Origin of the sequence: Enterobacter sp. P82, from assembly GCF_037053385.1 — a bacterium.
In the GTDB taxonomy this organism is placed as follows: Bacteria; Pseudomonadota; Gammaproteobacteria; order Enterobacterales; family Enterobacteriaceae; genus Enterobacter.
In genome coordinates this window covers 35,976-58,275 of the sequence record NZ_JBALHX010000001.1, presented here as the reverse complement: position 1 = coordinate 58,275, position 22,300 = coordinate 35,976, and the positions used below count along the sequence as shown (strand labels likewise).

Genomic DNA, 22,300 nt, shown 5'->3' with positions numbered 1-22,300 from the left:
TTGCTTCCGAAATTAAAAATCGAGCAGCTTTTCTTCGAGTTGTTCAGCACTGCTTCGCAGTTTATCGAGAAAACGGAGTTTGCGCACAGTATCTGCCGCCACGTCCCAGGTCTCGTTGTTCAGTTGCTCCACCATCTGCTGATGGCGGGTATCGAACATGCCTTTCACGCGTCTGATGAAGCTTTCCAGACGCGCTTCGTCTTTGGCCTGTTCAATCTCATCCAGCTCTTCACGCAGCTCCAGCTGTTCCATCAAAAACGCCGTGTCGCGCACGGTATGCTGTTCGCTCGCCAGATCGAAACCGTGGAGCGAGAGCAGATACTCTGCACGCGTTAGCGGATGGCGCAGCGTCTGCCAGGCCTGGTTGATGGTCGCAGAGTGCGATACCGCAGCCAATTGCTCTGACTGAGTACCACTGGCAAATTTGTCCGGATGGTACTGACGCTGCAAATCCTGAAAACGGATCGTCAACGCCTGGAGATCAATCGGATATTGAGCGGGTAGTCCGAAGAGAGTGAAGTAATCCATAACAATCTCAGGGGTAGCCTGTTAGAACAAACCCCACGCGTAGCGAGTAACGCCACGGTGGGGTTTCGGATGACGCGCGGTTAAACGTGGAAGCTTTCGCCGCAACCACACTCGTCTTTGACGTTCGGGTTCGTGAATTTGAACCCTTCGTTCAGGCCTTCTTTTACAAAGTCCAGCTGAGTGCCGTTGAGGAATTGCAGGCTTTTGCCATCGACCACCACCTTCACGCCCTTGTCTTCAAACACGGTGTCATCGGACGCCGGTTCATCAACAAACTCCAGTACGTAAGCCATACCAGAACAGCCGGAGGTACGTACGCCCAGTCGCAGGCCAAAGCCTTTACCACGGTTCGCCAGAAAAGAGCTTACTCGCGCGGCAGCGCTGTCGCTAAGGGTAATCGACATACTCAAACCTCAATTATTTTGCTTCACGTTTGCTTTTGTAATCCGCAATGGCGGCTTTGATCGCGTCTTCTGCCAGGATAGAACAGTGAATTTTCACTGGTGGCAGTTCGAGTTCTTCAGCAATATCCGTGTTCTTAATTGCCTGTGCTTCGTCCAGAGACTTACCCTTCACCCATTCGGTGACCAGGGAGCTGGAGGCGATAGCAGAACCACAGCCGTAGGTCTTGAAGCGCGCGTCTTCAATGATACCTTCATTGTTGACTTTAATCTGCAACTTCATCACGTCGCCACATGCTGGCGCGCCAACCATACCGCTACCAACGCTTTCGTCGCTGTTGTCAAAAGAGCCAACGTTGCGCGGGTTCTCGTAATGATCAATAACTTTTTCGCTGTATGCCATGATTGAATTCTCCTTATGTACCGATTAGTGATGTGACCATTCAATGCTGTTCAGATCCACGCCCTGTTTGAACATTTCCCACAGTGGAGAAAGGTCGCGCAGACGGCCGATGGAGTTGCGAACCAGCTTGATGGTGTAGTCAATCTCTTCTTCGGTAGTGAAACGACCTAAAGAGAAACGGATAGAACTGTGTGCCAGCTCGTCAGTCATACCCAGCGCGCGCAGCACGTAGGATGGCTCCAGGCTTGCAGAGGTACAGGCAGAACCGGAAGAAACGGCCAGGTCTTTCAGCGCCATGATCAGCGATTCGCCTTCAACATAGTTGAAGCTGACGTTGAGAATGTTAGGTGCGCCCTGCTCGAGATCGCCGTTCAGATACACTTCTTCCATATCTTTCACGCCGTCCCACAGACGATTACGCAGCGTGCGCAGGCGTGCCATCTCGGTTTCCATCTCTTCTTTTGCAATACGGTACGCTTCGCCCATGCCCACGATCTGGTGAACAGGCAGCGTACCAGAACGCATGCCGCGCTCGTGACCGCCACCGTGCATCTGCGCTTCGATGCGGATACGTGGCTTACGACGAACGTACAGTGCGCCGATACCTTTCGGGCCATAGATTTTGTGGCCGGAGAAGGACATCAGGTCAACTTTCAGCTGGCTCAGGTTGATAGGCAGTTTACCCACGCTCTGGGTCGCATCAACGTGATAGATGATGCCGCGCGCACGGCACATTTCGCCGATGGTCGCGATATCCTGCACTACGCCGATTTCGTTGTTCACGTGCATGATGGAGACCAGAATGGTGTCATCACGCATGGCCGCTTCGAGCTCTTTCAGGTCGATGATACCGTTGCTCTGTGGTGCCAGGTAGGTGACTTCGTACCCTTCACGCTCCAGCTGGCGGCAGGTATCCAGCACGGCTTTGTGTTCGGTTTTGCTGGTGATGATGTGCTTGCCTTTTTTCTGATAAAAGTTGGCTGCACCTTTGATCGCCAGGTTGTCGGATTCGGTCGCACCGGAGGTGAAAACAATCTCACGCGGGTCGGCACCCACCAGGTCAGCAATCTGATTACGGGCGATATCGACCGCCTCTTCAGCATGCCAGCCAAAACGGTGTGAACGGGAAGCTGGGTTACCAAAGTTTCCGTCCAGGGTCAGACACTGCATCATTTTCTCGGCAACACGCGGGTCCACCGGCGTGGTTGCGGAGTAATCGAGATAAATCGGTAATTTCATTGCTCTTTAAACTCCGTACATCGCTTCAATGCAAGGAATCAGGCAACCGGCTGGATGTACGACCGAGTACACGGGGCGAGTCCTCGCCCCGGCCTGATTCTGAAATACTTATCTTTTTATTACGCGCGTAACTTAACGTCGATAGCGTCCTGCGCGCGGGTGCTGCGTTGTGAATCATGGCTGTGCTGACGACCAGAGACATCCAGAACTTCCTGGTTATTCACCAGCTCACCGAGGGTGATGTTGTTCAGGAAGCCGGTCAGACGGTCGCTCAGATCGCGCCACAGCGCGTGGGTCAGGCACTTATCGCCGCCCTGGCAGCCGCCTTTACCCTGGCAACGGGTTGCGTCAACGGATTCGTCAACTGCGCTAATCACTTCACCAACTGCAATACTGCCCGCGTCTTTACCCAGCAGATAACCACCGCCTGGGCCACGAACGCTGGAAACCAGTCCATTTTTACGCAGTCTGGAGAACAGCTGTTCCAGATAAGAGAGGGAGATCCCTTGTCGTTCAGAAATATCAGCCAACGGAACCGGGCCCGCTTCGGAGTTGAGCGCAACGTCCAGCATCGCGGTCACGGCATAACGCCCTTTAGATGTCAGTCTCATGTCTTACTTAACCTCAAACTCGCCCCTGCCCGGGGTTTTTTATAGTAAAATGGGGTATTGCATAGCAGGGCCAAGTCTGACATTCCTGACTAAAATGGTCAACTATTTACTTGACTGTTTTAGTCAGGTATTTAACCTTCCGTGCCGTATTCTTTTGCCCGGCGGCGCTGCGCTTGCACGGGCCTACGGGTTTTGTAGGCCGGGTAAGCGCAGCGCCACCCGGCGAACAGACGACACTACTCTTTATTTTTTTGCTCAATCGACGCCAGAATTCCACGCAGTATGTTCAACTCCTGGCTTTCCGGACGCGCGCGGGTGAACAGACGGCGCAGCTTGTTCATCACCTGGCCTGGATGGCCCTCGCGGATAAAGCCGGTTGAGAGCAGCGTCTGCTCCAGATGACCGTAGAAGCGCTCCAGATCGTCCACCAGCGGATAGGCGGTCTCTTCCTGAGGCTCAGTACGCTCATTTTCCTGCGTTGCCAGCCAGGCCATACGCACTTCGTAGGCGATAACCTGTACCGCCATCGCCAGGTTCAGGGAGCTGTACTCCGGGTTCGCGGCAATCGCGACATGGTAATGGCATTTTTGCAGTTCGTCGTTGGTCAGGCCAACGCGCTCGCGGCCAAAGACCAGCGCAACGGGCACCTGTTCAGCTTCTGCCACACTTTTCAGACCGCACTCGCGCGGATCAAGCATTGGCCACGGCAGCGTACGGGAGCGTGCGCTGGTGCCCACCACCAGGCTACATCCCGCCAGGGCTTCATCGAGAGTGTCAACAATCTGGGCATTGCCGATGACATCACTGGCTCCGGCTGCCAGGGCAATGGCCTGTGAGTCAGGTTTCACCAGCGGGTTAACCAGCCACAGGTTCGTTAAGCCCATAGTTTTCATAGCGCGAGCAACAGAGCCCATATTGCCGGTATGCGATGTTTCAACCAGCACAATTCGAATGTTTTGCAGCATAGTGTTTAATGTCTGAATTCAGCGTCTGAAGAATATTCCGGCATATTATCATAAACGGGAGACAGATTCCGATCTCGCTGCTATACTCTGCGCCGATTTTCCTGTTCTTTAACATCCAGTGAGAGAGACCGATGCATCCGATGCTGACCATCGCCGTGCGCGCAGCGCGCAAGGCGGGTAATGTAATTGCCAAACACTACGAAACGCCAGACTCCGTAGAAACCAGCCAGAAAGGCAGCAATGATTTCGTGACTAACGTCGATAAAGCCGCAGAAGCGATTATTATCGAAACGATCCGCAAATCTTACCCACAGCACACCATCATCACCGAAGAAAGCGGTGAACATGAAGGTACAGATCAGGATGTTCAATGGGTTATCGATCCACTGGATGGCACCACCAACTTCGTCAAACGCCTGCCACACTTCTCTGTGTCTATCGCAGTACGCATTAAAGGCCGTACTGAAGTCGCTGTTGTATACGATCCAATGCGTAACGAACTGTTCACCGCAACGCGCGGTCAGGGCGCACAGCTGAACGGCTACCGTCTGCGCTGCAGCAATGCACGCGATCTGGACGGTACCATTCTGGCGACCGGCTTCCCGTTCAAAGCCAAACAGCACGCAACCACCTATATGAATATCCTGGGCAAACTGTTCACCGAATGCGCGGACTTCCGTCGCACCGGTTCTGCTGCGCTGGATCTGGCTTATGTTGCGACAGGCCGTGTTGACGGTTACTTCGAACTGGCACTGAAGCCGTGGGACTTTGCTGCGGGCGAGTTGATCGCGCGTGAAGCAGGCGCACTGGTGTGTGATTTCACCGGCGGCCACAACTATATGTCTACCGGCAACATCGTTGCAGGTAACCCACGCGTTGTTAAAGCCATGCTGGCAAACATGCGTGATGAACTGAGTGACGCGCTGAAGCGTTAATGCCGAAAATTCCCTCTCCCAACGGGAGAGGGAATAACAACTAAAAAGGCCGCAATCCCCTTCCCACCGGCACCGCGCTCATCCACATCGTTACCGCAGCCACCAGCAAAATCACCCCGCCTGCCAGCGCGAGCGTTGTCCAGCCGACTTGTCGCCATAGCACCGGCGCATTATTACCACTGAGTTTTACCGCCAGTTGACGGAAACTGTGAACCAGCAGAGCCAGCGACGAAATGGTCAAAGAGGTTCCCGCTGCCATCGCCAGCGCGGACAGCATGCCCCAGCCAAACACGCCAATCACTTTACTGAACAGCAGCACCATGATCGCCCCCGAACACGGACGCATGCCCATAGAGAGGACGATCATCAGACGCGCTCGCCAGTCATCCCCACTCTGCAACTGCGCCTGTGTCGGCAGGTGTTGATGCCCACAGCCGCAGTGAGCATCGTGAATATGATGGGGAGTAAAGGCTTTGAATTTCGGCTTTTGCAGTAACACGCGCAATTTTTTCAGCGCGCGCCAGCAAAGAATCAGCCCCAGCACGCCCACCAGCGCGTAGCTGCCCTTCTCCAGCCAGAAACTGCTCAGGTGCAACTGACGGGCCGGAAGCTGTAACAGCGAAAGTACCACTACGACCAGCACAATCGCCACGCCGCCCTGAAGCAGCGAGGAGGCCAGCGTCAGGCCGATGCTCGATTTCAGCTTTGACGGATGAGTAGCGAGCCAGGTGGTGATCACGATTTTGCCATGCCCTGGCCCCAGCGCATGTAATACGCCATAGACAAAACTGAACGCCAGTAGGGAGCCGCCCGCTTTGGTCGGATTCTTCGCCACCGCCTTCAGCAGTCCGCTCATCTGCTGGTTGACTTCACGCTGCCAGATAATGCTTTTCATCATGACCTGTGGCCAGGCCTGCCATAGCCACAGCGCGCCGCAAACCGCTAACAGCAAAAAGAGCGCCAGCGGCCAGAGATGCAGCCAGCGCCGCTGTTTTCGAATCTGTGAAGAGATCACTGACATTGCAATGTCACCTCCTGCGCGAACTGTTTACCCAACTCCATGTCTTCAGGCGGCGCATCTTCCTTATCGAGAGAAACCGCAAAGTTAAGCGTTTCTTCGCTGGGCTTTGGGGTATGAACGGAAATCTTGCAGGTTTTTTGTAATGATGCTGGAAGCTGCACATCGCTATCCCCGGCATAACTCATGTCGACATAGTAGGTCGGGTCAAACGTAGAAAATGTGTATTTTTGCCCTGCCAGCGGCTGCGGATGTGCCAGCGGAAGCACAAACGTCAGCACCGCCTGATGCCCCTCGCGCGTCATACCGTACTCCGTGGGACGGTTCAGAAATTTGACCTTTTGCCCGTTGTGCCAGAATTCGGTGAAATAGTGCTGACCCAGCACGTTGGCCATCACTTCCGCCGCCAGCTTTTTCCAGATCTCATCGCCGGGCTTTGCGTTTCCTGCATCATACAGCAGGTCAGCCGAGGTGATTTCATCCATCGTCCAGCGCATTTTCAGTCCACTCAACTGAGCGCCATCGGTGACCAGCTCGGTTTTCAGGTCGATAAAACTGTGAGGGTGTGCGCTGGCGGTGAAGGTGATAACCGCAAAAAATAGCGCTATCGCGCATTGTTTAACTGTTTGCATCAATTCCTCACGTCAAAAATTCTGTGATGTTCTCCAGCAATCCTGAATGAAAGGGCTGCCGGCGCGCTTTTCAGCGTCCATCATTTAGCTATTCTTATCAAACATTCACACTGGATACCCGACAGATGATGCCGACGCTTGAAATTCCATCTGTGCTTTCCAGTTCGCAGCGCCGCTGCCAGGTGCTTTTGATGCTCTACCTGCCCGATGCTGTCGTCACCGCACAGAGCATAATCGCTGCTAATGGCGTGGACGACGCTATGGCACGGCAAGATATAGCCGAGACGCGCGATGAAATCCAGCGCTATCACCGGCTTGATATCGTCACGCACCATGACGGCAGCTACCGGATTGAAGGTACAGCCCTGAATAAGCGTTTATGCCTGCTGCACTGGCTGCGCAGGGCTCTGCGGCTGTGTCCACAGTTTGTTTCGCACCAGTTTACCCCTGCATTAAAAACCGCACTTAAACAGCATGGCATTGCCCGCCCGCTTTATGACGATGCTAACCTGCGGGCGCTGATCAACTTCTGCTCGCGGAAGCTACAGCGCCAGTTTGAATGCCGCGATGTCCAGTTTTTACAGCTCTATTTGCAATATTGCCTAATCCAGCACCAGTTGGGGAACACGCCGCAGTTTTCCCACGTTCAGCGCAGTTGGACCCAGTCGAGAGGGGAGTATTTTACGGCGCAGGAGATCGTGCGTCACTGGAAACGAAGGGTCCCCCAAGGCGCTCACGGGGATGAACAACTGTTTCTGGCACTGTTGTTTATGATGCTCCGTACGCCCGATCCCGCACTTGATAAACACCAGCAGGATCAGCGTTTACGCCGCGCCATTGTGCGTATGATTGCTCGTTTTCGTTCACAAACCGGAATGAATTTCAGCGATGAGCAAGGCCTGACCGATCAGCTTTATATCCATCTTGCTCAGGCACTGGACCGCTCGCTGTTTGAGATCGGCATCGACAACAGCCTGCCGGAGGAGATCCATCGTCTCTACCCCCGACTTTTACGCACCACCAAAGAGGCGCTGTTTGAGCTGGAGGCAGAATTTGGACTACGTTTTTCCGATGAGGAGATGAGCCTGGTCGCGGTGATTTTCGGCGCCTGGCTGATGCAGGAGACCGATCTACACGAAAAACAGGTCATTCTGCTGACGGGGGAAGATAAAGCCTGTGAAGATCTGATTGAGGAGCAACTTCGTGAGTTGACGCTGCTGCCGCTCAATATTCGCTATCTGGCGTTGCAGACTTTCCAGAAAGAGGGGGCACCTCGCGAAGCCGCGCTGGTTATCACCCCCTATCCTACTGCTCTGCCGTTATTCTCGCCGCCGTTGATCCATGCCGTTGAAGCACTAAACACACAGCAGCAAGAACATATTCGCGCCATGCTGGAATCATAGTCAGGCGCGAGCGGTCACTTTAGGACGAACGATTATCGCGGGTAAAGCAACCAGCGCCATTACCCAGAAGACGTCATGCCCCAGATGCTGGTAGAGGAAACCGGCGAAGACCGTCATGATCGCAATACTGCCGCCCATCGCAACTGCGGAATAAACCGCCTGCAGACGAATCACGTCCCCTCCCTCACGCGCCGAGATATAGCGCATCGCCGCCAGATGGCACACGGTGAAGGTACCGCAGTGGAGAATTTGCGCCACAATCAGCCACGGCAGTTCTGTCGTCCAGCCCATAATGCCCCAGCGCACTACACCGCACAGGGCGGAAAGCAGCAGCAGGTCGCGCGCGCCAAAGCGACGGAACAGCTTTTTGCTCAGAGCGAAAATAACGACTTCGGCCACTACCCCCAGCGACCACAGATAGCCAACGGCTGAAGCAGAATATCCCGCCCCCTGCCAGTAGATGGCACTGAAACCATAATACGCCGCATGCGCCCCCTGGAGCAGACACACGCACGCCAGAAAACGCCAGCTTTGTGCAACCAGGCTCCGCCAGGCAGGCCAGCCCGCGCTCTCCTGATGGCGGCTCTCCCCTTGCGGCATCACCGACGGTCGCAGCAGCATGCCCAACAACATCGAGGCAATCCCGATACTCAACAGAGCCAGGATCGCGCGGTAATCATAGAGACTGACCAGTTTACCCACCAGCGCAGAGCCAATCACAAAAGCAATTGAGCCCCACAGGCGCACGCGGCCATAGTCCATGGTGATCTGCTTTTGCCAGGTGTTCGCCAGGGCATCCGTCAGCGGTACCAGCGGTGAAAAGAACAGGTTGAAGCCGACCATCACTACCATCAGCCAGGCAAACTGGTGGCTGACCCAGAAGCAGGCGACAAAGACCAGCGTCAACAGAGCAAGAATGCGCAGCGCCTTGATCAGTAAGGAGGGATCGCTAACGCGCGGGGCAATCAGCAGGCTGCCGAGGAAACGCGCCACCAGCCCGGCTCCTAGCAGGACACCAATGGTCTCGGGGGTCAGGCCAATGCCCTTAAGCCAGACGCTCCAGAAAGGCAGAAAAATGCCGTAGCTAAAGAAATAGGTGAAATAACTGAGCGCCAGCCAGCGCGTGGAATGCAAGACCATGAATCCCTCCCGAAATCGAGGCCATAGTCTGGCGAGAATATAAAAATTAAGCAAGTCGATAGCCTGCTATAAATTAACGAAAAATTAACATAATGTGCAGTCATCTGGTTTATGGCAGGGAATGAAAATGTGTATTACGTTTAAATTACTCCACTTGCAGAGGTTTTCTGCCATGAACTCACTTCGTTATTTCGATTTCGGTCAGTCGCGTCACCTGTTGCTGTTGATTGGCCGCATCGCACTTGTTGTACTGTTTATTATTTTTGGCTATCCGAAACTCACAGGGTTTAGCGGCACCGTGCAATATATGACCTCGCTGGGTACACCGATGCCCATGCTGGCGGCCATTATTGCGGTGGTAATGGAAGTGCCCGCCGCTATTCTGATCGTACTGGGTTTTTTCACCCGTCCTCTCGCCATCCTGTTTGTGTTTTACACTCTGGGAACCGCGGTAATAGGCCATCACTACTGGGATATGACCGGTGATGCGGTCGTACCGAATATGATTAACTTCTACAAGAATGTCAGTATTGCTGGTGCCTTTATTCTGCTGGCGATAGTCGGGCCTGGCGCGATTTCCCTTGACCGGCGTTGAGCCATAAAAAAAGGCCGCAAGCGCGGCCTTTTTTATTTCTGCAAAGCAGAGGAATTATGCGTATACCGGGAAGCGTGCGCAGATATCCAGAACTTTACCTTTAACGCGCTCGATAACCGCTTCGTCATTGATATTGTCCAGAACATCACACATCCAGCCAGCCAGCTCTTTTACTTCCGCTTCTTTAAAGCCACGGCGAGTCACTGCTGGAGAACCGATACGGATACCGGAGGTCACAAACGGGCTCTTCGGATCGTTTGGTACGCTGTTTTTGTTCACGGTGATGTTGGCGCGGCCCAGGGCAGCGTCAGCTTCTTTACCGGTCAGGTTTTTATTAACCAGATCCAGCAGGAACAGGTGGTTTTCAGTACCACCGGAGACCACTTTGTAGCCACGGTTCAGGAACACTTCCACCATCGCTTTGGCGTTTTTGGCAACCTGCTGCTGGTAAACCTTGAACTCTGGCTCCATCGCTTCTTTCAGCGCCACCGCTTTTGCCGCGATAACGTGCATCAGAGGGCCGCCCTGCGCGCTTGGGAACACAGCAGAGTTCAGTTTTTTGTACAGCTCTTCATCACCGCCTTTCGCCAGGATCAGGCCACCGCGAGGACCCGCCAGGGTTTTGTGGGTGGTGGTGGTCACAACGTGAGCGTGTGGTACCGGGTTCGGGTAAACGCCTGCGGCAATCAGACCCGCAACGTGCGCCATGTCTACGAACAGGTAAGCACCGATGCTGTCTGCGATTTCACGCATTTTTGCCCAGTCAACGATACCGGAGTAAGCAGAGAAACCGCCGATGATCATTTTCGGTTTATGGGTCTGCGCCTGCTTCGCCATGTCTTCGTAGTCAATTTTACCGGACTCATCAATACCGTAAGGAATGATGTTGTACAGTTTGCCGGAGAAGTTAACCGGGGAGCCGTGAGTCAGGTGGCCGCCCTGCGCCAGGTTCATACCCAGAACGGTATCACCCGGTTGCAGCAGCGCGGTGTAGACCGCGAAGTTAGCCTGAGAGCCAGAGTGCGGCTGCACGTTAGCGTAGTCAGCACCAAAAAGCTCTTTCGCACGGTCAATAGCCAGTTGTTCAACGATATCAACGTATTCGCAACCACCGTAGTAACGCTTACCCGGATAACCTTCAGCATATTTGTTGGTCAGCTGAGAGCCCTGTGCCTGCATTACGCGCGGGCTGGTGTAGTTTTCGGAGGCGATCAGTTCGATGTGCTCTTCCTGACGTACTTTTTCCTGCTCCATAGCCTGCCACAGTTCGGCATCATAATCGGCAATGTTCATTTCACGCTTTAACATCCGCATCTCCTGACTCAGCTAACAAGTAAATTTTGGCCTGAAAAGGCAGTCCTGTTGGACGACGGGCAACAGTATAACTGAATAGTTCTGTGATAACAGGTCTTGACAAACGATTTTACGCAAACGTTTTCCTTCACGCCACGCAAGGGTTTGAGGAACAAAGCTCTCGACATTTTCAACCGATTTCTTTTCAGGTTTGTGATGCATATTTTTCATGTTGCAAAGAACCATTTACAACGAAGGGGTATTTTTTATAAGATGCATTTAAAATACATCATTAAAATGACATCAGAAGGACGCGCTCATGCTCGACGATCAAACCATCGCTACTGTAAAAGCTACTATTCCCCTGCTTGTAGAAACCGGCCCTAAACTCACTGCCCATTTCTACGATCGTATGTTCACGCACAACCCGGAGCTCAAAGAGATTTTCAACATGAGCAACCAGCGTAACGGCGATCAGCGCGAAGCCCTGTTCAATGCTATCGCGGCCTACGCCAGTAATATTGAAAACCTGGCAGCGCTACTGCCTGCAGTGGAAAAAATCGCGCAGAAACATACCAGCTTCCAGATCAAACCGGAGCAGTACAACATCGTTGGCGGCCATCTGTTAGCGACCCTGGACGAAATGTTCAGTCCGGGTCAGGAGGTACTGGACGCGTGGGGTAAAGCCTACGGCGTGCTGGCAAACGTATTCATCAACCGTGAAGCGCAAATCTACAGCGAAAACGCCAGTAAGAACGGTGGCTGGGGAGGTACGCGCGCGTTCCGTATCGTTGAGAAAACGCCGCGCAGCCAGCTTATTACCAGCTTTGAATTTGAACCGGTTGACGGTCAGCCGGTAGCTGATTATCAGCCAGGACAGTATCTGGGCATCTGGCTGAAGCCTGAAGGTTTCCCGCATCAGGAGATCCGCCAGTACTCCCTGACCCGCAAACCTGACGGTAAACGTTACCGTATCGCAGTGAAACGTGAAGAAGGCGGTCAGGTTTCAAACTGGTTGCACAACGAAGCCCGCGTGGGTGACGTGGTACATCTGGCCGCACCTGCTGGTGATTTCTTTATGGCCGTTGAAACGCATACCCCTGTCACGCTGATCTCTGCGGGTGTCGGCCAAACGCCAATGCTGGCGATGCTCGATACGCTGGCGAAAGCAACCCACACCGCACAGGTAAACTGGTTCCACGCCGCCGAGAACGGTGATGTGCATGCCTTTTCGGATGAAGTAAAAACGCTGGGGGCGACCCTGCCACGCTTTACCGCGCATACCTGGTATCGCCAGCCTGATGAAGATGACCGTCAGAATGCGCGATTCGACAGCGAGGGCTTGATGGATTTGAGTAAACACGAGAGCCTGTTCAGCAATCCAGAGATGCAATTCTGGCTCTGCGGCCCAGTCGCATTTATGCAGTTTGCCGCCAGACAGTTAGTTACGCTGGGGATCAAATCTGAAAACATTCATTACGAATGCTTCGGGCCTCATAAAGTGCTGTAAACCGACCAATTCCTCTCAGGATGCTGTATTTAGCGGCATCCTTTTTTTCTTTCATCTTCAACATTGAGTCTTGTGGCTTATCAATAATGAGTTTGTCATTCATGTTATGATTTTTCTTTTCCCTTTTCCGCCTGGGGACGCTTTTTTATGCAACAACCTGTTGTACGCGTTGGCGAGTGGCGAGTTACGCCGTCCATAAATCAAATTAGTCGGCAAGGTCGCCAACTGACGCTTGAACCACGCTTAATTGATCTTTTGGTGTATTTCGCCAGTCATCCTGATGAAGTCCTGAGCCGGGATGAAATCATTGATAACATCTGGATGCGCAATATTGTCACCAGTCATGTGGTTACCCAGAGCATTTCAGAACTCCGTAAATGGCTGAAAGACGGTGATGAACAGAGTCCAGAATACATCACCACTGTGCCAAAGAGGGGCTACAAGCTCACCGCGCCGGTGGTCTGGATGACTGAAGAAAGCGCCGACAGTGGGCCATCCACGCTTTTAGCCTCACCAGAAACGACGCCTGCCGGACAGGTCAATACGCTTCCTGAAACGGAAACAGCGTCCGCTCCCTCATTCAGACAGGCGCGAAAAAAAGTCGACCGGCGAAATCGTGTTGCCTCCTTCTGGACCTGGCTACTGTTTCTGTTGTCACTTGGTGCGTTGATTGCGCTGGTTATCATGTCGCTTATCAATTCTCACCCACCGGTGACCAAAACACGTCTGCTACTCAATCCACGCGATATAGATGTACGTTTTGAGCGCGGTATCTCTTGCAATAAGTGGTCTTCTCAACAGTCCTACGCTATCGGCCTGGGAAACCTGATTACCTCGTCACTGAACACATATTCCACCTTTATGGTGCATGACAAAACCAACTACAACGTGACAGAACCCAGTAGCTCCGGGAAAACACTCACCATCAAATTCGTTAATCAACGCCATTACCGGGCACAGCAATGTTTTATGTCTGTATTGCTGGTCGATAATGCAGACAGCTCTGTCATGCTGGACAAGCGCTACTTTATTACCGACAACACACTGTTATCAGTACAGGAAGATCTCCTCCACAGTCTCTCCGCCGTGTTGACGCAGCCCTGGCCACCTCGTATGCAGGCACAACTTGCCCAGTTCCGCAATTCGCAAAGCCTGTCGTTGGCGCAGTACTACCAGGCTGACCAGTTGATTATGGAAGGTGATGTCGTGTCATTAAATAAAGCCAGCGAGTTACTCAGCGTCGTCGCAAAAGACGCACCTGACTTTATCAATGCGCTGCTGGAAAAAGTACTGGTGGATGTACTACGACATTCACAGCAGCAGTTCAATGAACCTCAACTTACCGCGCTGAATAATGAGCTGAGTAAAATCGCGCAACTTCCCGGGATTGAGGAATCAGCAACGTGGTATCAAATACAGACTATCAATGGATTAAGTAAAGGTGATATTGACAATGCATACAGGAACATTAACAAAAGCATTGAACTCGAAATGTCCTGGCTAAATTATGTTTTACTGGGAAAGATCTATGAGATGAAGGGTGATAATCGTCTGGCGGCTGATGCTTATATTACAGCATTTAACTTAAGACCGGGTGAAAACACTCTTTACTGGATTGAGAATGGCGTTTTCCAGACTTCCATTAAAAAAGCGGCCCCTTATTTAAAAACGTTTCTTGCACAAGAGTAGAAAGCGCCCTCTGAATGCGTTAATGAATTTATTCAGTAAGTAGTAAAAATGTTGCCAGGAGGTGTTAATTGTTACCTCCAGGCAACAATCTCCACCGTAATAAAAATATCATCAACCCCCTGTCAGATATCATTATTTATCTTTTCCTGACATAAAATTTTTATCCTGATATGTTAACGAAAAAATCTCAGGGTATCATTTTTTTGAAGTTGTCTTTTATTTCACTTTATCTTTAGGACTTCTCCTGTTCGCATCCGTAACCTTGCGGTCAGTCGGTCGGATCATTTTGAGCCTTAAACAACGGTCCGCACCTCCAAAATAAAATTCAGGAGAAACGAACATGAGTTCAGCCAAAAAGATAGGCCTATTTGCCTGCACCGGTGTCGTCGCCGGTAATATGATGGGAAGCGGTATTGCTTTATTACCCGCAAACCTTGCCAGCATCGGTGGCATTGCAATTTGGGGATGGGTCATTTCCATTATTGGGGCAATGTCTCTGGCATATGTCTACGCCCGCCTGGCCACCAAAAACCCTCAACAAGGTGGCCCAATTGCTTATGCCGGGGAATTATCTCCCGCTTTCGGTTTCCAGACCGGTGTGCTTTATTACCACGCAAACTGGATTGGTAATCTGGCAATTGGTATTACCGCTGTCTCTTATCTTTCCACATTCTTCCCGGCATTAAATAATCCTGTTCCGGCAGGTATTGCCTGTATTGCAATTGTCTGGCTGTTTACCTTTGTGAATATGCTTGGTGGGACCTGGGTGAGCCGCCTGACGACTATCGGTCTGGTACTGGTGCTGATCCCGGTGGTAGTGACTGCGATTGCGGGATGGCACTGGTTTGATGTTGCCATCTATCAGGCAAACTGGAACACCTCTACCACTACCGACCCTCATGCGGTGATCAAAAGTATCCTGCTCTGCCTGTGGGCATTCGTTGGGGTTGAATCCGCTGCGGTAAGCACCGGGATGGTGAAAAACCCTAAACGCACAGTGCCTCTGGCAACCATGTTGGGTACCGCTCTGGCCGGTATTGTCTATATCGCGGCAACACAGGTGATTTCTGGTATGTATCCGGCCTCTGAAATGGCCGCTTCTGGTGCACCATTCGCTATCAGTGCCTCAACCATCATGGGTAACTGGGCTGCACCGATAGTATCTGCCTTCACCGCCTTCGCCTGCCTGACCTCACTGGGCTCCTGGATGATGCTGGTAGGCCAGGCCGGGGTTCGCGCCGCTAACGATGGTAACTTCCCGAAAATTTACGGCGAAGTTGATACCAATGGCATCCCGAAAAAAGGCCTGCTGCTGGCAGCGCTGAAAATGACCGTACTGATGGTTCTCATCACCGTGATGAACTCAAGCGGCGGTAAAGCCTCAGACCTGTTCGGCGAACTGACGGGTATCGCAGTACTGCTGACCATGCTGCCATATTTCTACTCCTGCGTTGACCTGATTCGCTTCGAAGGCGTTAACGTTCGCAACCTGGCAAGCCTGGTCTGCTCCATTCTGGGCTGCGCGTTCTGCTTCATCGCACTGATGGGGGCCAACTCCTTCGAACTGTCTGGCACCTTTATCGTCAGCCTCGTCATTCTGATGTTCTATGGTCGCAAAATGTACCAGCGCCAACATAACAACGAAGCCGAAAGCACCACTGCCGACGCACTTTAATCCCCCTTTCTTATAGCCCTTCCTGACACCTGTCACACCGTGACGGGAGGGGTTTTCTACACCTGGAGATAAGACTATGAATGTTATCGCTATCATGAATCACATGGGCGTTTACTTTAAAGAAGAACCTATCCGTGAGCTCCACCGCGCACTTGAGCGTCTGGATTTCCGTATTGTTTACCCAAATGACCGCGAAGACTTACTGAAACTCATTGAGAACAATGCGCGTCTGTGCGGCGTTATTTTCGACTGGGATAAATACAATCTCGAGCTGTGCGAAGACATCAGCAAAATGAACGAATATATGCCGCTGTATGCATTCGCTAATTCATACTCCACGCTCGACGTTAGCCTCAACGATCTGCGTATGAAAGTACGTTTCTTTGAGTATGCTCTCGGTGCCGCTGACGATATCGCCGCCAAAATCAAACAGAACACAGATGAATATATCGACACGATTTTGCCGCCGCTGACCAAAGCGCTGTTCAAATATGTTCGCGAAGGGAAATATACGTTCTGTACACCTGGCCACATGGGCGGCACCGCCTTCCAGAAAAGCCCGGTAGGGAGTCTTTTCTACGACTTCTTTGGCCCTAATACCATGAAATCTGACATCTCGATTTCCGTATCCGAACTCGGTTCACTGCTTGACCATAGCGGCCCACACAAAGAGGCAGAAGAGTATATCGCTCGTGTATTCAACGCTGAGCGCAGCTACATGGTGACCAACGGTACATCCACAGCGAACAAAATTGTCGGCATGTACTCAGCACCTGCTGGCAGCACTGTACTGATCGATCGAAACTGTCATAAATCGCTGACGCATCTGATGATGATGAGCGATATTACGCCGATCTATTTCCGACCAACCCGTAACGCATACGGTATTCTCGGCGGGATCCCGCAGAGCGAACTTCAGCATGCAACCATTGCCAAACGCGTAAAAGAGACACCAAACGCGACCTGGCCAGTGCACGCCGTTATAACCAATTCCACCTACGATGGTCTGCTCTACAACACCGACTACATCAAGAAAACGCTGGATGTAAAATCCATCCACTTTGACTCGGCCTGGGTACCTTATACCAATTTCTCCCCTATTTACGCGGGTAAAAGTGGGATGAGCGGCGGTCGTGTGGAAGGTAAAGTAATTTATGAAACTCAGTCCACGCACAAACTGCTGGCGGCGTTTTCTCAGGCTTCGATGATTCATGTAAAAGGCGACGTAAACGAAGAGACCTTCAACGAAGCTTACATGATGCACACGACAACCTCTCCGCACTATGGGATTGTGGCATCCACTGAAACCGCTGCGGCGATGATGAAAGGTAATGCCGGTAAGCGTCTGATCGACGGTTCTATTCAGCGCGCAGTGAAATTCCGCAAAGAGATTAAACGTCTGAAAGGCGAATCTGAAGGCTGGTTCTTCGATGTATGGCAGCCGGAACACATTGATGAGCCTGAATGCTGGCCTCTGCGTTCCGATAGTGCATGGCACGGTTTCAAGAACATTGATAACGAGCATATGTATCTCGACCCGATTAAAGTCACCATTTTGACACCGGGGATGAAGAAAGATGGCACCATGGACGACTTCGGTATTCCTGCCAGTATCATCGCGAAATACCTTGATGAACAAGGCATCGTGGTTGAGAAAACGGGTCCGTATAACCTGCTGTTCCTGTTCAGCATCGGTATTGATAAAACGAAAGCCCTGAGTCTGCTCCGCGCACTCACCGATTTCAAACGCGCTTTCGATCTCAATCTGCGCGTGAAAAACATGCTGCCATCGCTCTATCGTGAGAATCCTGAGTTCTACGAAAGCATGCGCATTCAGGAGCTTGCACAGAACATTCATAAACTCGTTGAGCATCATAATCTGCCGGATCTGATGTTCCGCGCATTTGAAGTGCTGCCAAAAATGGTGATAACGCCGTATGCCGCGTTCCAGAAAGAGCTGCATGGTGAGACGGAAGAGGTCTATCTCAGTGAGATGGTGGGCCGCGTCAACGCCAATATGATCCTGCCATATCCTCCAGGAGTACCGCTGGTTATGCCTGGTGAGATGATCACGGAAGAGAGCCGTCCAGTGCTGGAATTCCTGCAAATGCTGTGCGAAATAGGTGCTCACTATCCAGGCTTTGAAACCGACATCCATGGTGCATATCGCCAGGCGGATGGTCGTTATACCGTTAAGGTACTGAAAAACGATAAATAAAGACTAAAGGGAAGTGGCTTGCCACTTCCCTTTTTCACGCCGCAAGGAGATAACATGAAAACACCCTCACAACCGCGCGCGATTTATTACATCGTGGCGATTCAAATCTGGGAATATTTCAGCTTTTACGGCATGCGTGCTCTGCTTATCCTCTACCTCACCCATCAGCTTGGTTTCGACGATAGCCACGCCATCACACTCTTTAGCGCTTACGCATCTTTGGTCTACGTCACCCCTATTCTCGGCGGCTGGCTGGCTGACCGCCTGCTTGGCAACCGCACAGCCATTATTACCGGTGCATTGCTGATGACGTTCGGCCATGTGGTGTTAGGTATCGAATCTGACTCAACCCGCACTCTGTACGTTGCACTGGCGATAATCATATGTGGTTACGGTCTGTTTAAATCCAATATCAGTTGTCTGTTGGGAGAACTTTATGCCCATGACGATCCACGTCGTGATGGCGGATTTTCGCTGTTATATGCCGCAGGGAACATTGGCTCCATTGCTGCGCCGATTGCCTGTGGACTGGCGGCGCAATGGTACGGCTGGCATATTGGCTTTGCGCTGGCCGGGATCGGCATGTTTGCAGGTTTGCTGATTTTCCTCAGCGGGCATCACCACTTCCACCATACGCGCGGCGTCAATAAACAGGCATTACGCAGCAAAAAGTATCTCCTCCCGATCTGGGGCTGGCTGCTGATAATGCTGTGCATCGCGCCCCTCTTTTTTACCCTGTTACTGGAGAATAATGGCTCTGGTTATCTACTGGTCGCCGTGTGCGCGTTTGCTGTGATAATGGTGGCGCACATTATGATGAGATTTCCTGAGCATCGCCGCGCACTGTGGCAAATCGCGGTACTGATGATGACAGGGACGCTGTTCTGGGTGCTGGCACAGCAGGGTGGCAGTACTATCAGCCTGTTTATCGACCGCTTTGTTAACCGACAGCTGCTTAATATTGAGGTACCAACGGCACTGTTTCAGTCAGTTAATGCCATTGCAGTAATGGCAGCAGGTATTACCCTTTCCTGGCTAGCGCGTCCGGAAGGGAAAATACGCTCAGCGCTACGCGTATGGCTGAAGTTCGCATTAGGTCTGTTGTTAATGAGCGTTGGTTTTATGTTACTGGCGCTGAATGCACATCATGGCGGGTTAAACGGACAGGTCTCAATGGGGATGATGATCGCCGGACTGGCGCTAATGGGTTTCGCCGAACTGTTTATCGACCCGGTAGCGATGGCGCAAATCACCCGTCTGAATCTACCGGGCATCACAGGTTTGTTAACGGGGATTTATATGCTGGCGACAGGCGCAGTCGCCAACTGGCTGGCAGGACGCGTGGCGCAACAAACGACAGAGCCACAGATTAACGATACGGCGATTGCTGCCTATGCCCACTTTTTCTCTCAAATGAGCGGGTGGACGCTAGGCTGCGTGGTACTGATCGTGACATTCGTTGGTTTGAGAAGATGTTTTACCCCTTCCCCACTCACCTTGCCGGAAACAGAGCACGATTAAAAGCACCTTCGCCGCCAGGGAATGGCAGCGAAGGAATACCATCAAATCGCCGCGTCGTCTTCTTCGCCGGTACGGATACGGATCACGCGCGCCACGTCAAAGACGAAGATTTTGCCGTCGCCGATTTTGCCCGTCTGCGCCGTGCGAATGATGGTATCCACACAGGTATCCACGATGTCGTCGCTCACCACGATTTCAATTTTCACTTTCGGCAGAAAGTCCACCATGTACTCTGCGCCACGGTAAAGCTCGGTGTGGCCCTTTTGACGACCAAAACCTTTCACTTCCGTCACGGTCATCCCGGTGATGCCAACTTCCGCCAGCGCTTCACGTACATCATCCAGTTTGAAAGGTTTAATAATCGCATCGATCTTTTTCATGGTGGGTCCTTAAACTCTTGCCTGTAAGCTGCTTCGTAATCGGTTGCTCACAGTATCATATTCAAGCGAATTTTGCGGTACTACTCTTTAAAATCGTTCGCTTCCAGCTCGTGCCGCGACAGTAACTTGTAGAATTCGGTACGGTTACGCCCCGCCATTCGCGCCGCGTGGGTCACGTTGCCTTTGGTAATTTGCAGCAGCTTACGCAAATAGTTCAGTTCGAACTGATTCCGCGCTTCGGCAAACGTCGGCAATGCCGTGTTTTCCCCTTCGAGTGCCTGCTCTACCAGCGCGTCGCTGATAACCGGTGATGAGGTCAGCGCGACGCACTGCTCAATCACGTTCACCAGTTGACGCACGTTACCCGGCCAGCTTGCGGCCATCAGCCGTTTCATCGCATCGGTGGAAAAGGCACGAACGAACGGTTTATGGCGATCGGCAGCCTGGCGTAAAAGATGGTTCGCCAGCAACGGAATGTCTTCCGCACGTTCGGCCAGCGCTGGGATCTTCAGGTTCACCACGTTCAAACGGTAGTAGAGATCTTCGCGAAACTCGTTGCGGGCCATCACCTTCGGTAAATCGCGGTGTGTCGCCGAAATAATACGCACATTAATATCTATATCGCGGTTGCTGCCCAGCGGGCGAACTTTTCGCTCCTGCAACACACGCAGTAATTTAACCTGCAGCGGCGCAGGCATGTCCCCAATCTCATCCAGGAAAAGCGTGCCGCCTTCCGCTGCCTGGAATAACCCTTCCCGGCTGCTTACCGCACCAGTGAAAGCGCCGCGGGCATGCCCAAACAGTTCAGATTCGAGCAGCTGTTCCGGGAGTGCGCCGCAGTTAATCGCAATAAAAGCATTTTTGCTGCGCGGGCTGGCATTGTGAATCGCCTGCGCGAGGATCTCTTTCCCGGTACCGCTCTGGCCGTTAATGAGCACGCTGACGTCAGATTGCGCCACCATCCGGGCTTGTTCGAGCAAACGCAGCATAATGGGGCTGCGGGTGACGATAGACTCCCGCCACGCTTCATCATTCGATGGGGCAGCATGTTCCAGCGCGCTGTCGATTGCCTTATACAGCGCATCTTTGTCTACCGGCTTGGTCAGGAAGCTGAACACCCCCTGTTGTGTCGCGGCAACCGCATCCGGGATCGACCCGTGTGCCGTGAGAATAATCACAGGCATACCCGGCTGCTGCTTCTGGATCTCCGCGAACAGCTGCAGGCCGTCCATTTCGTCCATCCGCAGGTCGCTTATCACCAGATCAATCTTCTCGCGGCTGAGAATTCTCAGCCCCTCCTGCCCGCTCTCAGCGGTTACCACGCTGTAGCCTTCACTCACCAGACGCATGCCCAGCAGCTTTAACAGCCCGGGATCGTCATCCACCAGTAAGAGATGGGCAGGTTTTCGGCTGGTCATGGCTTCACATCCTCTTGTTTCGGCGTATCGCTGTCCGGTGCAGCAGATGAACTCCCTGGCTGATATTTACGCGACGAAAGCTGTCTTTCGATATCGGTCAGGTTCTCCAGCTTACGTGTCGTAGTATCCAGTTGCGTACGCAAATGTTGCTGCTGTTGTCGTAGCGTATCAAGTTCGTTGTCAGTGGACTGCTGCAACTTGCTGTAGCGGGAGCGTTCTTCAGACAGTTGCAGTTGTAATGTCTGCCCATCACGCCAGAGCTGGTATACCGGGCGAACCTGGACCGGAAGGTTGACCACAAACGTGTCCAGCCGGGTCACGTTGGCGCGGCGTTCAACGGGGGTAATTTTCGCATCTGCCAGTAAAATCCCGCGCTTGAAAGCGTCCTGCCAGGTGTCGTCATCCAGCATCGCCGCCTTCGAACGAGCCTCTACCGGTGCCAGACGCTGGGCGCAATCTATTCCACGTAGCCAGAACAGTGGGTTGCTTTCAACGTCATGGCCTGACAGGTTCCAGATGTCGTCACAGCGGGTTGAAAGAAAATCTGCCAGTTGGTTATCTGGCCATTTATCTTCTTGTTTATCGCTAATCGCACTTTGTGGTACATAGGAAACACACCCAGCCAGGAATAAACAAGGCAGGCTCAGGCGAAGCGTGTTGCGGGAAAACACCGCGCGTACGGCGCGGAAAAAGACGTGTGACATACTCACCAGACATAGATTCATG

21 protein-coding genes are annotated in these 22,300 nt (G+C 52.4%); 8 read left to right on the top strand and 13 right to left on the bottom strand.

Annotation, left to right across the window (positions count from 1 at the left end; genetic code table 11):
- Nucleotides 1–12 precede the first annotated feature (12 nt).
- The 6 genes from hscB to trmJ form a co-directional block, all read right to left on the bottom strand.
- Nucleotides 13–528, bottom strand: coding sequence for a co-chaperone HscB (gene hscB / locus WB237_RS00275; RefSeq protein WP_336209322.1), 516 nt, complete (start codon nucleotides 526–528; stop codon nucleotides 13–15).
- Nucleotides 529–608: 80 nt separating this feature from the next.
- Nucleotides 609–932: an iron-sulfur cluster assembly protein IscA gene (gene iscA / locus WB237_RS00270; protein WP_003860659.1), complete on the bottom strand. Its 324-nt coding sequence runs from the start codon at nucleotides 930–932 to the stop codon at nucleotides 609–611.
- Nucleotides 933–945: 13 nt separating this feature from the next.
- A complete protein-coding gene (gene iscU, locus WB237_RS00265) occupies nucleotides 946–1,332 on the bottom strand; it encodes a Fe-S cluster assembly scaffold IscU (protein WP_003860661.1) in 387 nt (128 codons plus the stop codon).
- Between the two features lie 24 nt (nucleotides 1,333–1,356).
- Entirely contained in the window at nucleotides 1,357–2,571 is a 1,215-nt protein-coding gene (iscS, locus tag WB237_RS00260) for a cysteine desulfurase (RefSeq protein ID WP_336209320.1), read from the bottom strand.
- Nucleotides 2,572–2,690: 119 nt separating this feature from the next.
- The gene (iscR, locus tag WB237_RS00255; protein ID WP_008502158.1) at nucleotides 2,691–3,182 is read right to left on the bottom strand and encodes a Fe-S cluster assembly transcriptional regulator IscR; all 492 of its coding nucleotides are present in this window, start codon (nucleotides 3,180–3,182) and stop codon (nucleotides 2,691–2,693) included.
- A 236-nt stretch (nucleotides 3,183–3,418) separates the two neighbouring features.
- Nucleotides 3,419–4,147, bottom strand: coding sequence for a tRNA (cytosine(32)/uridine(32)-2'-O)-methyltransferase TrmJ (gene trmJ, locus WB237_RS00250; protein WP_336209317.1), 729 nt, complete (start codon nucleotides 4,145–4,147; stop codon nucleotides 3,419–3,421).
- Nucleotides 4,148–4,278: 131 nt separating this feature from the next.
- Between trmJ and suhB the strand changes: the two genes are divergently transcribed.
- Nucleotides 4,279–5,082, top strand: coding sequence for an inositol-1-monophosphatase (gene suhB / locus WB237_RS00245; RefSeq protein ID WP_013098296.1), 804 nt, complete (start codon nucleotides 4,279–4,281; stop codon nucleotides 5,080–5,082).
- Nucleotides 5,083–5,122: 40 nt separating this feature from the next.
- Here the strand turns inward: suhB and WB237_RS00240 are convergent, their stop codons facing one another.
- Both WB237_RS00240 and WB237_RS00235 read right to left on the bottom strand, forming a co-directional pair.
- Nucleotides 5,123–6,103, bottom strand: a complete 981-nt coding sequence (locus WB237_RS00240; protein WP_336209313.1) for a nickel/cobalt transporter — start codon at nucleotides 6,101–6,103, stop codon at nucleotides 5,123–5,125.
- Entirely contained in the window at nucleotides 6,094–6,732 is a 639-nt protein-coding gene (locus tag WB237_RS00235) for a DUF1007 family protein (RefSeq protein ID WP_336209311.1), read from the bottom strand. Before WB237_RS00235 ends, WB237_RS00240 begins: the two co-directional genes overlap by 10 nt.
- 125 nt (nucleotides 6,733–6,857) lie before the next feature.
- Between WB237_RS00235 and csiE the strand changes: the two genes are divergently transcribed.
- Nucleotides 6,858–8,135, top strand: coding sequence for a stationary phase inducible protein CsiE (gene csiE / locus WB237_RS00230; protein ID WP_336209309.1), 1,278 nt, complete (start codon nucleotides 6,858–6,860; stop codon nucleotides 8,133–8,135).
- On the opposite strand, the gene WB237_RS00225 is transcribed toward csiE, so the two are convergent.
- Nucleotides 8,136–9,275, bottom strand: a complete 1,140-nt coding sequence (locus WB237_RS00225) for a 3-phenylpropionate MFS transporter (RefSeq protein ID WP_336209307.1) — start codon at nucleotides 9,273–9,275, stop codon at nucleotides 8,136–8,138. It lies immediately after the preceding gene.
- Nucleotides 9,276–9,447: 172 nt separating this feature from the next.
- Here WB237_RS00225 and WB237_RS00220 point away from each other — a divergent pair, with 172 nt between their 5' ends.
- Nucleotides 9,448–9,870 (top strand): DoxX family protein, encoded by a 423-nt coding sequence (locus WB237_RS00220; RefSeq protein WP_336209305.1) that lies wholly within the window; start codon nucleotides 9,448–9,450, stop codon nucleotides 9,868–9,870.
- A gap of 54 nt (nucleotides 9,871–9,924) precedes the next feature.
- Here WB237_RS00220 and glyA read toward each other — a convergent pair whose 3' ends face one another.
- Nucleotides 9,925–11,178, bottom strand: a complete 1,254-nt coding sequence (gene glyA, locus WB237_RS00215; protein WP_336209303.1) for a serine hydroxymethyltransferase — start codon at nucleotides 11,176–11,178, stop codon at nucleotides 9,925–9,927.
- 304 nt (nucleotides 11,179–11,482) lie between these two features.
- Between glyA and hmpA the strand changes: the two genes are divergently transcribed.
- From hmpA to WB237_RS00190, 5 genes are all read left to right on the top strand, one after another.
- Nucleotides 11,483–12,673 carry an NO-inducible flavohemoprotein gene (gene hmpA, locus WB237_RS00210; RefSeq protein WP_336209301.1) on the top strand — a complete coding sequence of 397 codons (1,191 nt, stop codon included), beginning with the start codon at nucleotides 11,483–11,485 and terminating at the stop codon, nucleotides 12,671–12,673.
- 147 nt (nucleotides 12,674–12,820) lie between these two features.
- On the top strand, nucleotides 12,821–14,362 hold the full coding sequence (cadC, locus tag WB237_RS00205) for a lysine decarboxylation/transport transcriptional activator CadC (protein ID WP_336209300.1): 1,542 nt from the start codon (nucleotides 12,821–12,823) through the stop codon (nucleotides 14,360–14,362).
- 340 nt (nucleotides 14,363–14,702) lie between these two features.
- On the top strand, nucleotides 14,703–16,037 hold the full coding sequence (gene cadB / locus WB237_RS00200; protein WP_336209298.1) for a cadaverine/lysine antiporter: 1,335 nt from the start codon (nucleotides 14,703–14,705) through the stop codon (nucleotides 16,035–16,037).
- Between the two features lie 76 nt (nucleotides 16,038–16,113).
- Nucleotides 16,114–18,255 carry a lysine decarboxylase CadA gene (gene cadA / locus WB237_RS00195; RefSeq protein ID WP_049005975.1) on the top strand — a complete coding sequence of 714 codons (2,142 nt, stop codon included), beginning with the start codon at nucleotides 16,114–16,116 and terminating at the stop codon, nucleotides 18,253–18,255.
- A 54-nt stretch (nucleotides 18,256–18,309) separates the two neighbouring features.
- Nucleotides 18,310–19,776, top strand: coding sequence for a POT-type proton-dependent oligopeptide transporter (locus tag WB237_RS00190; RefSeq protein ID WP_336209295.1), 1,467 nt, complete (start codon nucleotides 18,310–18,312; stop codon nucleotides 19,774–19,776).
- A gap of 41 nt (nucleotides 19,777–19,817) precedes the next feature.
- Here the strand turns inward: WB237_RS00190 and glnB are convergent, their stop codons facing one another.
- From glnB to qseG, 3 genes are all read right to left on the bottom strand, one after another.
- Nucleotides 19,818–20,156: a nitrogen regulatory protein P-II gene (glnB, locus tag WB237_RS00185; RefSeq protein ID WP_003860685.1), complete on the bottom strand. Its 339-nt coding sequence runs from the start codon at nucleotides 20,154–20,156 to the stop codon at nucleotides 19,818–19,820.
- Nucleotides 20,157–20,236: 80 nt separating this feature from the next.
- A complete protein-coding gene (gene glrR / locus WB237_RS00180) occupies nucleotides 20,237–21,574 on the bottom strand; it encodes a two-component system response regulator GlrR (RefSeq protein ID WP_028016071.1) in 1,338 nt (445 codons plus the stop codon).
- Nucleotides 21,571–22,299, bottom strand: coding sequence for a two-component system QseEF-associated lipoprotein QseG (gene qseG / locus WB237_RS00175; RefSeq protein WP_336209293.1), 729 nt, complete (start codon nucleotides 22,297–22,299; stop codon nucleotides 21,571–21,573). The genes glrR and qseG overlap by 4 nt, the downstream gene beginning before the upstream one ends.
- Between the last annotated feature and the right edge of the window lies 1 nt (nucleotide 22,300).